The sequence below is a fragment of the Myroides phaeus genome (assembly GCF_900099675.1).
Classification (GTDB): Bacteria; Bacteroidota; Bacteroidia; order Flavobacteriales; family Flavobacteriaceae; genus Flavobacterium; species Flavobacterium phaeum.
Genome location: NZ_FNDQ01000019.1, coordinates 40,543 through 52,405, shown reverse-complemented (window position 1 = coordinate 52,405; position 11,863 = coordinate 40,543). Strand labels below are relative to the sequence as shown.

Sequence of the window (11,863 nt, the reverse complement as noted above, 5' to 3'; positions counted from 1 at the left end):
TGTTTTATTTTTCTTTAAATGTACACCCCGATTGTCTTCTAAACCTTTAAATCCTTTGCTTTTAAATTTTCTTATCCATTGGAATAAGACAGAAGGATTTGAGATTCTATATCTAACACAGGTATCTGTCAAAGATAAATCACTATTTTGATGTTCCTGAATAATATGAATTTTTTCTTCTATAGTGAATTTGTTTTTGGAGATTCCATGTAATCCTTGTTCTCCATAAACTTCATATAGTTTAAGCCAAAAATAAAGGTTAAACTCACTGATTTTTTCTGATCGAGAAAGTCCCCTCATACTGTCTTTCCCTTCCAAAATAATAGTTACTATACGTAACTTAAATTCAAAATTGTATTTCTGTTTTCTACTCATAAAAAATGCCCCAAAAAGTGTCTAACTTTTTGGGGCATGTCTATTATATATGTCTTTTCTTTAAAAACAATCTAAAGTGTTTTGCTTTCGTATGAAGGGATTCCGTAGAAACTTTTGAACTTCTATCATTAAAGTTAGTAATAGTTTCTAAGTATTATATTTAGGAAGTCTTTAAAACGGTTTTAGAGAAGTGTTGTGAACATTATTAAAACATCACATCACTAGCTGAATCATATGTCTTTTTAATATCTGGTATACTTATATAATAATGTCATTAATAACTTCTTTGATACTTGTTTCGGACATTTACCACACAAATACCAAATATCTTCGGAAAAAAGGTTGTTTTTCGAGCCACTGTGGGGCTTGAGTGGTAAATGTCTCAAACAAGGTATGTTTAAGATTAAGCTTTGATATGTATTTTATTGCAAGTATAATCTAATGCATTATACTTTACATCTTCGTTTATTTTGCTTCTTATAGAAAAGCAATACTTATATTTAGTCCCTTATTTAGGGCTTTGGCTAGCTCTTTTTATTTCTTACTTAAATCAACTTCTTCTAATGGTATTAGTTTTGTTTTGTGTTTTACCTTATGGTAAATATAAAAGGCTAAGAAGAATGGAATACCCATATAGGTAATTAATATTGCTTGCCAATCAAACTTTCCTTCAAATATTAGTTCAGAATCTTGTCCGATAATTACTAAAATACACAATAACAAGGCAAATAAAGGTCCAAATGGGAACCACTTAGCTTTGTAAACTAAGTCTTTAACGTCTTTTCCTTGACGCGTATAAGCTCTTCTAAAACGGTAGTGACTAATTGCAATACCTAACCAAGCGATGAATCCAGTTAATCCAGACGCAGCAAGAATTAGGTCTACTGCTTGTGGGTGGACTGTTTGTATTAAGAAAATTAATAATACAATAACACCTGTTATAACTAATGCTATCATTGGAACTCCTTTCTTGTTGGCAGTACCAAATGCTTTTGCAGCCATTTTTTCTTTTCCCATCGCATACAACATACGAGTAGAGGCATATAAGCCTGAGTTACCAGCAGATAAGATTGATGTTAGAATAACTGCATTCATAATAGCTGCTGCAATAGCTAAGTGAGCGCGTTCAAATACTAAAGTGAACGGAGACTTTGCAATTTCTGTAATCTCAGCTCCTAATAAAGAAGGACTTGTGTACGGAATAATCAACCCGATTACAAAGATTGACAAAATATAAAATACTAAAATTCTCCAAAAAACTTGTTTGATTGCTTTAGGAATGTTTTTCTCTGGATTTTCTGATTCACCAGCTGTAATACCGATAAGTTCAGTTCCTTGAAAAGAGAAACCAGCAATTAAGAATACACCTAAAACAGATAAAAATTTACCTGAAAAACCACCACCTAAAAAGGGAGCCTCTTCTAATGTAAAGTTTTTCATACCAATATATTCACCTCCTAAAATACCGAATATAGTAAGTAGTCCTACACCTAAAAATAAAACTACTGTTACTACTTTAATTATAGCAAACCAATATTCTGACTCTCCATATGCTTTTACAGATAGCGTATTTAATCCAAAAATAATTAAGAAAAATAACAAGCTCCAGCCCCACGTAGGTAAGAAGTTCATAGGTTCCCAATAAGATACTACTACCGCAGCAATTGATATATCAACAGCTACTGTAATCACCCAGTTAAACCAGTAGTTCCATCCTAAAGCAAAACCAAGTGAAGGATCTACAAATCGAGCAGCATACGTACTAAAAGAACCAGATACAGGTAAGTATGTAGCCATCTCTCCTAAAGAAGTCATTAAGAAATATACCATTAATCCTATCATCGCATATGCCAATAAAGCCCCTCCAGGTCCTGCTTGATGAATTGCTTCTCCACTTGCCATAAATAGTCCTGTTCCAATACATCCACCTATGGCAATCATAGATATGTGTCTCGCTTTTAAACCACGAATTACTTTTGAGTTGTCTTTACCTTTTTCCATTTCTTAAATTTGGTACAAAAGTATAAAAACAAATTGTATTATAATTTGTAAAAACGCATAAAATATAATTTTTATTCAACAAAATGCTTGTTTATATGTGTTTTAGGTAATAAAACGAACTATTTTAAGTATGTTTGCTTGAATTATATTTAGTAGATTTGTGTAAAAACCAAATTAAATTCTCTTTGGTAAGGGGTAAAGAGAATATTATTAAGAATAATGCAATTAGACGAGTTTGTTTAAAAACTATGTCAAAAATGCTGTAGAAATTTTGCAAAGTGAAAAAATAAGTCAGTTTGTCAACAATACATTATAAGTATTGGTGTGTTTTTTCTCTTTTTAAAGGTACAATATGGCAGTTACTTGTTTCTTGGAACAACTATTGTTATAAAAATAGCTGTTGTTGCTGTTTTAAATAACCGTAGAATGGCAAATCAGCGAGCTATAAAAGGCATAATGTTTTAAAAAATGAAATAGCTTACTTTAATAATATTATAAAAGTATTTATAAATCAAAAGTTTACTCTTATATCTTGTAAAGTTGACTTTTTTAAATTCGCTAAAATTAGAAGAATAGCTTGGAAAGTTGTATTTTTGCCAAGTTTTATTTTTAACAACACAACAAATAAACGACTAAATGAAACAAACTAAGTATATTTTTGTTACAGGAGGAGTTACATCTTCTTTAGGGAAAGGAATTATCGCTGCTTCGTTAGCGAAACTATTGCAAGCACGTGGGTATTCCGCTACAATTCAAAAGTTTGATCCATACATTAACGTGGATCCAGGAACTTTAAATCCGTATGAGCACGGAGAGTGTTTCGTTACTAATGATGGAGCAGAGACAGATTTGGATTTAGGACATTATGAGCGTTTCTTGAATGTGCCAACATCTCAAGCGAATAACGTTACAACAGGTAGAGTTTATTTATCTGTAATCGAGAAAGAACGTAGAGGAGAGTTTTTAGGTAAAACTGTTCAAGTTGTTCCTCATATCACTAATGAAATTAAAGAGCGTATGCAATTACTTGGTAAATCAGGTGATTATGACATCGTTATTACTGAAATTGGTGGTACTGTAGGGGATATTGAATCATTGCCATACATCGAGTCTGTTAGACAGTTATTATGGGAGTTAGGAGATAACAATGCAATTGTTGTTCACTTGACATTAGTTCCTTATTTAGCAGCTGCAGGTGAGTTAAAAACAAAACCTACACAGCACTCGGTTAAAACATTGATGGAAAGTGGTATTAAAGCTGATATCTTAGTTTGTAGAACTGAGCACAACTTAAGTACTGAAATTCGTCAAAAATTAGCTCAATTCTGTAATGTAAAGCCAGAAGCAGTAGTACAGTCTATCGATGCTGATACTATCTATGATGTGCCTAACTTAATGTTACAAGAAGGGTTAGATAAAGTAGCGCTTAAAAAATTAGATTTACCAGAGAGAACTACGCCAGATTTAGTAAAATGGAACGAATTTATTCACCGTTTGAAAAATCCGAAACACGTAGTAAACATTGGTTTAGTAGGGAAATATGTAGAATTACAAGATTCTTACAAATCTATTTTAGAAGCATTAGTTCACGGTGGTGCTGAAAACCAAATTAAAGTGAACATTATTTCTATTCAATCAGATAATATTACTGCAAATAATGTTACAGAGAAATTGAAAAACTTAGATGCTGTATTGGTAGCACCAGGTTTTGGTTCTCGTGGAATTGAAGGAAAAATTGAAACTATTAAATATGTAAGAGAGAATAATATTCCTTTCTTAGGTATTTGTTTAGGTATGCAGATGGCAGTTATTGAATATGCAAGAAACATTCTTGGATTTACAAATGCTAATACTACTGAGGTAAACGAGAGTACTCAATATCCTGTAATTACGTTCATGGAAGAACAAAAGAATATTACAGATAAGGGAGGAACAATGCGTCTTGGTGGATGGGATTGTAAATTGAAAGAAGGAACTAAGGCATTCGATATTTATGGAGAAACAATGATTAATGAACGTCACCGTCACAGATATGAGTTCAATAATCAATATTTAGAAGATTTCGAGAAAGCAGGATTAGTAGCTTCGGGATGTAACCCAGATACAGGATTAGTGGAAATTGTAGAATTAAATACACACCCATTCTTTGTAGGAGTTCAATTCCACCCAGAATATAAGAGTACAGTAGCAAAACCACATCCTCTTTTTGTGAATTTTGTGAAAGCTGCTATGGAGAAAAAAACTAACTAAGTATATCACTTAGTAGAAGGTTAATTTCAAAAACACATTTGATAAATTACAAATTAAATAATGGAAGGAAAAAAAATAGATCGTAACAGTATTGTCGGCTTTGTTGTCATAGCCGGATTGCTGATTTGGATGATGTTTAACAATATCAACAAAGAGCAAGAAGCTATTGTAAAGGACAAAGAGATAGCGCAAAAAGAAGTTATTAAACAGATAGAGTCAGAAAGTATATCTAATGCAATAAGTAATCATGTAGAGAACGATTCTATTATGACTGAAGCGTTACGTTCGAAACTTGGTCCTTTCGCTTTTAGTGCAACTTTACCTTCTGCTCAAGAGGAGAAAACAGAGTTAAAAACTGATTTTCTTACTTTAGTAGTAGAAAATAAAGGAGGTAGCTTATCTAATGTAGTTGTAAATAAATTTGATAGTTTTAATAAAAACTCAGGGAAAACAGTTGAGTTAATTAAGGATGGAAATTCAAATTTCAACTTAGAATTACATACTTCAGATAATCGTGTGTTTAATACACAAGATTTATATTTTGAACCTGAAGTATCTAAAGAAGGAGAAAACCAAGTGTTATCTATGCGTTTAAAAGTGTCGGAAAACCAATTCTTGGAGTACCGTTACGTTTTAAAACCAAATGACTACATGATTGATTTCTCAATCCGTACACAAGGTTTAAACAAAGTTGTTGATTTAAGTAAAACTCCACAGTTAAAATGGGATTTAAAATCATATACTAATGAAAAAAGTATTTCTTACGAAAACCGTTATACTCGTTTATACTACGAATATGAAGGAGGTAAGGATAACGATTTAAGTCCTACAAGTAAAGACGACAATAAAACAGTAAAAGATGTTTCTTATATTGCATATAAACAACACTTCTTTACGTCAATCTTATTGACAAATAAAAACTTTACGTCTGTTGACTTAGTTTCTAAAAACTTAGTAATTGACGAAGATGTAGATACAGAATTTACAAAACAATTCTCAAGTACTATTCCTTTAGAATATTCAAACGGAGAGTTGAACTACGATATGAATATGTATTTTGGACCGTCTGATTACAAAATTTTGAAATCATACGACAAAAACTTAGACAATATCGTACCATTAGGATGGGGAATCTTTGGATGGGTTAACCGTTTCTTATTTATTCCAGTATTTGGATTATTGAGTTCATTCTTACCTTACGGTATTGCTATTATCGTATTGACAGTATTAGTGAGATTGTTAATTTCACCTTTAACTTACAAGTCATACGTTTCTCAAGCTAAAATGAAAGCTATTCGTCCAGAGGTTACTGAATTAAACGAGAAGTACAAAAATGACCCGATGAAGAAACAACAAGAAACAATGAACTTGTATTCTAAAGCTGGGGTTAATCCAATGGCAGGATGTGTACCAGCGTTGTTACAAATTCCGATTTTCTACTCGTTGTTCCAATTCTTCCCGTCTGCTTTTGATTTAAGACAGAAGAGTTTCTTATGGGCAACTGACTTATCATCATATGACTCAGTTTTAGAATTACCATTTAAAATTCCATTCTATGGAAGTCACGTGAGTTTGTTCCCATTATTAGCTTCTATTGCAATTTTCATCTATATGAAAATGACAACAGGAGATCAACAAATGGCGCAACCAGCACAAGAAGGTATGCCAGATATGAGTAAAATCATGAAGGTGATGATTTATATTTCACCATTAATGATGTTATTCTTCTTTAATAACTACGCGTCTGGATTGAGTTTGTACTACTTTGTTTCTAACTCTATTACTATCGGAATTATGTATGTGATCAAAAATCACATTGTAAAAGAAGAGAAGATTAAAGCTAAGATTGAAGAGAACAAAACTAAAAAAGACCGTCCGAAAGGAAGATTTCAACGTAAGATGCAAGAGATGATGGAACAAGCACAAGAGCAACAACGTTTGAAAGAACAACAAAATAAAAAGAAATAATCAAATATATTTTTTTACATTTAACACCCTTGATCTAGTTCAAGGGTGTTTTTTTTTATGAAAATAGCAATTATTGGAATGGGTAATATGGGTAGCACTTTTGCTAACGGTTTTATCAATTCACGTTTCATTCTTCCAGAAGATGTTTTAATCTATACGCGCTCTCAACGTGTAGCAAATGATAGTAGAAACATACACCAACTTTCTTATCGCTATGTATTGGATAGCGAATTAAGTAATCGTGATATCGTAATTATTGCTGTGAAACCACAGGATTTTAACCAATTGGCTTTAAATTTAAAGCCCTTCTTGAAGCCCGAGCAGATTGTAGTTTCTGTTATGGCAGGTATTTCAATTGAAGGAATAAAAGAGAAATTGGGTATTACTAAAGTAGTGCGTTCTATGCCAAACTTACCCACACAAATAGGTAAGGGGATGACAGTATTTACGGCTTCTGAGGAATTAGATAGAAAAGAGCTATTTATCATTCAAAACTTAATTAACACAACTGGTAAATCTGTTTATGTTGCAGAAGAAAATAAAATTGACGCAGCAACTGCGGTATCGGGTAGTGGACCAGCTTATGTGTTTTATTTTATGCAAGCAATGATTCAATCTGCTTTAGATTTTGGATTTGAACTTTCACAAGCAGAGTTATTGGTAAAACAAACCATTTCAGGAGCATTGGGATTATACGAGTCCAACTCTTTATCAACACAAGATTGGATAGCTAAAGTGTCGTCAAAAGGAGGTACGACAGAAAAGGCAATTGCTTTTTTTAATCAATGTGATCTTGAAAAATCATTGATTGAAGGAATAAACAAGGCTAAAGAACAATCTGAATATCTTGGAAACAAAATGAATCAAGAGTAAGGATAATAATATTAATATTTTCTTATCATAATTAAATGATAAGATAATTGAAAAGCTTTCTGTATTGTGGCATTTAATGTAAATTTGTTGCAATATTTTTTATTATGAAAAAAAGAGTAGTAGTAGGACTTTCAGGAGGGGTAGACTCAAGTGTTGCCGCTTATTTACTGAAAGAACAAGGATATGATGTAATTGGATTATTTATGAAGAATTGGCACGATGATTCAGTGACAATTTCTAATGAATGTCCATGGTTAGAAGATAGTAATGACGCCTTAATGGTGGCTGAGAAATTGGGTATTCCATTTCAAACAGTTGACTTAAGCGAACAATATAAGGAGCGTATCGTTGATTATATGTTTAACGAATATGAGAATGGACGTACACCAAATCCAGATGTTTTATGTAATCGTGAGATTAAGTTTGACGTTTTTATGAAAATAGCGTTGAGCTTAGGAGCAGATTATGTTGCTACAGGTCACTATTGTAGAAAAGGAGAGGAGGTAATCACTAAAGCTGATGGAACAGAGGAAACTGTTTATAAATTGTTGGCAGGTGTTGATCCTAATAAAGACCAATCTTATTTCTTATGTCAATTGTCACAAGAGCAGTTAGCAAAGTCTCTATTTCCAATTGGGGAGTTGTTAAAACCACAAGTGCGTGAGATTGCAGCTCAAATGGATTTAATTACGGCAGACAAGAAAGATTCACAAGGATTGTGTTTCATTGGAAAAGTGCGTTTACCTGAGTTTTTACAACAACAGTTGAAACCAAAAGACGGGTTTATCTACGAAATTCCTAAAGATGCCCCTGTATTTAAAGAATTAGAAGGAGTGGAGTATGCTACTTTAGAAGAGCAATTACAGGCAGAGGCTAAGGCTTTTGTGTACACACCAGAAATGGGTAAGAAAGTAGGAGAGCACTATGGAGCACACTTTTTTACAACAGGTCAGCGCAAGGGACTTAATGTAGGAGGTACGGTTGAACCCTTATTTATCATTGCTACAGATGTCAAAGATAATGTGATTTATACAGGTCAAGGGCATCAGCATCCAGGATTATTCCACAAATCACTTTTTGTAAAAGAGAGTGAAACTCACTGGATAAGAGAAGACTTAGCTTTAAAAGAAGGGGAGTCTATGGAGATTTATGCACGTATTAGATACCGTCAGCCATTACAAAAAGCGACTTTACATAAAGTTAAAAGTGGTATGTATGTACGATTTGATGAGCCACAATCTGCAATAACTGAGGGACAATTTGTATCTTGGCATATCGCAGACGAACTAATAGGTTCGGGGGTGATATCAAAAGTATAACCAACCAATCAAAAAATTATGAATAGAATTAAAGAACTCTTTGGCATCGAATATCCAATTATTCAAGGTGGAATGATCTGGAATAGTGGGTATAACTTGGCAAGTGCTGTAAGTAATAGCGGAGGACTTGGTCTTATTGGAGCCGGTTCTATGTATCCAGACGTACTTAGAGAACATATTCAAAAGTGTAAGAAAGCAACAAATAAGCCATTTGGTGTAAATGTTCCAATGCTTTATCCTAACGTTGAGGAGATTATGAATATCCTTGTAGAAGAAGGCGTAAAGATTGTTTTTACATCAGCAGGAAATCCAAAAACGTGGACCCCTTTTTTAAAGGAACACGGAATTACGGTTGTTCATGTTGTGAGTTCATCTAAATTTGCTTTAAAAGCACAAGATGCAGGTGTAGATGCTATCGTAGCAGAAGGATTTGAGGCCGGAGGACACAATGGAAGGGAGGAAACAACGACTTTTACATTAATTCCGATGGTTAAAGAGAGAATTTCGATTCCGTTGATTGCAGCGGGCGGAATTGCGTCAGGAAAGGGTATGCTTGCAGCTATGATTTTAGGAGCAGATGGAGTTCAGATGGGAACACGCTTTGCAGCATCAGTGGAGAGTTCTGCACATGATAATTTTAAAAATCTCTTATTAGATACACAAGAAGGAGATACAATGGTAAGTTTGAAAGAACTTGCACCAGTTAGACTTATCAAGAATGACTTCTATTTAGGATTACAAGATTTATATAAGAAAGGAGCTTCTGTAGAGGAGCTAAGAGAATACTTAGGACGTGGCCGTTCGAAAAAAGGAATGTTTGAAGGTGATCTTGTAGAAGGAGAACTTGAAATAGGTCAGATAGTTGGTCTTATTAATAAAATAGATACAGTTCAAAATATTATCACTGAGATAGTTGCTGAATATAACGAAGCGAAAAAAGGTCTCTATAATATTTAACATAGAAAATTAGTATATAAAAAAGTCATACATTATTTTTATAAATAATGTATGACTTTTTTGTTTTTTACCTCTAATATCATATATTTAGAAACTTAAAATAACATAACATAAAAATATTACTACTAAACCATGAGTTATTATAAAATAGAGAACCTTGAACAGTATTTTAAACATTATAAAAAATCTGTTCGAGAGCCACGTAAATTTTGGAGTAAAATAGCAGAAGAGAACTTTGTATGGTATCAAGTATGGGACAAAGTTTTTGACTTTGATATGGAAAACTCAAAATTTCAATGGTTTGTAAATGGTAAACTTAATATTGTAAAAAATTGTATAGATAGACATCTTGCAAAACGCGGAGATAAAGCAGCTATAATATTTGAACCTAATAATCCGGAAGAAGAGGCACAAACAATCACTTATAACGATTTATATATCAGAGTTTGTAAAATGGCAAACGTACTGAAGGATCAAGGTCTTAAAAAAGGAGATAGGGTTTGTATTTACTTACCAATGATTCCGGAGTTATCTGTAGCTATGTTAGCTTGTGCAAGAATAGGAGCAATTCACAGTGTGATATTCGCAGGATTTTCTTCATCTGCTGTTTCAAAACGAGTAAACGATTCTGAATGTAAGTTTGTTATTACATCAGATGGTAGCTTTAGAGGAAGCAAGACTATTCCGTTAAAGCCAATTATTGATGAGGCGTTAGTTAACTGTCCTTCAGTAGAAAGAGTATTAGTTGTAAATAGAACTGGTGCTGAAACAAAAATGGTAGAAGGTAGAGATTTATGGATAGAGCCATTATATGAAGAAGCTTCAACAAATCACGTAGCTCAAGTTATGGATGCTGAAGACCCTCTGTTTATTCTTTATACATCAGGATCTACAGGTTCACCTAAAGGAATGGTTCATACAACGGCGGGTTATATGGTACAAACGGCGTATTCATTCCGCAATATTTTTGACTATAAAGAAGAAGATATCTTCTGGTGTACAGCAGATTGTGGTTGGATTACAGGGCACTCATACATTGTTTATGGTCCTTTATTAAATGGTGCTACAACTGTAATGTTTGAGGGAGTTCCTTCTTATCCTACACCAAGCAGATTTTGGGATATCATTGATAAATATAAAGTTACACAGTTTTATACTGCACCAACAGCAATTCGTTCATTAATGACGGAGGATTACAAATATGTAAATTCACATGATTTATCAAGTTTGAGAGTGATTGGGTCTGTAGGAGAACCAATTAACGAAGAAGCTTGGCACTGGTACAATGACCATGTTGGTAAAAAGAGATGTCCAATTGTGGATACTTGGTGGCAAACAGAAACGGGAAGTATCTTGATTTCTCCGTTGCCTTTTATTACACCGACTAAACCAACTTATGCTACATTGCCATTGCCAGGTATTCAAGCTGTCTTGATGGATGAAAAACGAAATGAAATAGAAGATAATCAAATTGATGGAGCTCTGTGTATCAAGTTTCCATGGCCGTCTATGGCAAGAACAATTTGGGGAGACCACGAAAGATATCAAGAAACGTATTTTAGTCAATTTCCTGGTAAATATTTTACCGGAGATGGTGCATTAAGAGATGAAGTTGGATATTATAGAATTACCGGTCGTGCTGACGATGTTGTAATTGTTTCAGGACATAATTTAGGTACAGCTCCAATTGAAGACGCAATAAATGAACACCCAGCAGTTGCAGAAAGTGCGGTTGTTGGTTATAAGCACGACATTAAAGGAAATGCATTATATGGCTTTATTACGCTTAAAGTAGAAGGTGAATACCGTGATCGTGAAAACCTTATGAAAGAAATTAATAATCTTATTTCTAGTCATATTGGACCTATTGCCAAATTAGACAAGATTTTATTTATAGAAAGTCTTCCTAAAACGCGTTCTGGAAAGATTATGAGAAGAATACTTAGAGCTATCTCAAATGGAGAAACACAAGAATTTGGAGATGTTTCTACATTAATCAATCCAGAAGTAATTAAAACAATTATTGAAGGACATAATCAGTAGAAATACAGGTTTATAGATATAAAAGCCCTCGAATAACATCTTGATATTCGAGGGCTTTTTATTGATATGATATATTC

At 33.3% G+C, this 11,863-nt stretch carries 8 protein-coding genes; 6 read left to right on the top strand and 2 right to left on the bottom strand.

The window, feature by feature from the left end:
- The coding region (locus tag BLT46_RS10100) for a transposase (protein ID WP_143021890.1) at positions 1–375 on the bottom strand (375 nt) is incomplete at its 3' end.
- Between the two features lie 534 nt (positions 376–909).
- Entirely contained in the window at positions 910–2,376 is a 1,467-nt protein-coding gene (locus tag BLT46_RS10095) for an amino acid permease (RefSeq protein WP_218127664.1), read from the bottom strand.
- 636 nt (positions 2,377–3,012) lie between these two features.
- On the opposite strand from BLT46_RS10095, the gene BLT46_RS10090 reads away from it, so the two are divergent.
- The 6 genes from BLT46_RS10090 (at position 3,013) to acs (ending at position 11,786) form a co-directional block, all read left to right on the top strand.
- Positions 3,013–4,626 (top strand): CTP synthase, encoded by a 1,614-nt coding sequence (locus BLT46_RS10090; RefSeq protein ID WP_090409831.1) that lies wholly within the window; start codon positions 3,013–3,015, stop codon positions 4,624–4,626.
- Between the two features lie 60 nt (positions 4,627–4,686).
- A complete protein-coding gene (gene yidC / locus BLT46_RS10085; RefSeq protein WP_090409829.1) occupies positions 4,687–6,594 on the top strand; it encodes a membrane protein insertase YidC in 1,908 nt (635 codons plus the stop codon).
- 57 nt (positions 6,595–6,651) lie between these two features.
- Entirely contained in the window at positions 6,652–7,467 is an 816-nt protein-coding gene (gene proC, locus BLT46_RS10080) for a pyrroline-5-carboxylate reductase (protein ID WP_090409827.1), read from the top strand.
- A 104-nt stretch (positions 7,468–7,571) separates the two neighbouring features.
- On the top strand, positions 7,572–8,786 hold the full coding sequence (mnmA, locus tag BLT46_RS10075) for a tRNA 2-thiouridine(34) synthase MnmA (RefSeq protein ID WP_090409825.1): 1,215 nt from the start codon (positions 7,572–7,574) through the stop codon (positions 8,784–8,786).
- Positions 8,787–8,804: 18 nt separating this feature from the next.
- Complete coding sequence (locus tag BLT46_RS10070; RefSeq protein ID WP_090409824.1) at positions 8,805–9,743, top strand: NAD(P)H-dependent flavin oxidoreductase; 939 nt, start codon at positions 8,805–8,807, stop codon at positions 9,741–9,743.
- 132 nt (positions 9,744–9,875) lie between these two features.
- Positions 9,876–11,786: an acetate--CoA ligase gene (gene acs, locus BLT46_RS10065; RefSeq protein ID WP_090409822.1), complete on the top strand. Its 1,911-nt coding sequence runs from the start codon at positions 9,876–9,878 to the stop codon at positions 11,784–11,786.
- Positions 11,787–11,863 lie beyond the last annotated feature (77 nt).

What these genes read in the sequence shown, in the direction of transcription:
- proC (WP_090409827.1), top strand. Translation starts at nt 6,652, where the DNA reads ATGAAAATAGCAATTATTGGAATGGGTAATATGGGTAGCACTTTTGCT.
- BLT46_RS10090 (WP_090409831.1), top strand. Translation starts at nt 3,013, where the DNA reads ATGAAACAAACTAAGTATATTTTTGTTACAGGAGGAGTTACATCTTCT.
- acs (WP_090409822.1), top strand. Translation starts at nt 9,876, where the DNA reads ATGAGTTATTATAAAATAGAGAACCTTGAACAGTATTTTAAACATTAT.
- BLT46_RS10095 (WP_218127664.1), bottom strand. Translation starts at nt 2,376, where the DNA reads ATGGAAAAAGGTAAAGACAACTCAAAAGTAATTCGTGGTTTAAAAGCG.
- yidC (WP_090409829.1), top strand. Translation starts at nt 4,687, where the DNA reads ATGGAAGGAAAAAAAATAGATCGTAACAGTATTGTCGGCTTTGTTGTC.
- mnmA (WP_090409825.1), top strand. Translation starts at nt 7,572, where the DNA reads ATGAAAAAAAGAGTAGTAGTAGGACTTTCAGGAGGGGTAGACTCAAGT.
- BLT46_RS10070 (WP_090409824.1), top strand. Translation starts at nt 8,805, where the DNA reads ATGAATAGAATTAAAGAACTCTTTGGCATCGAATATCCAATTATTCAA.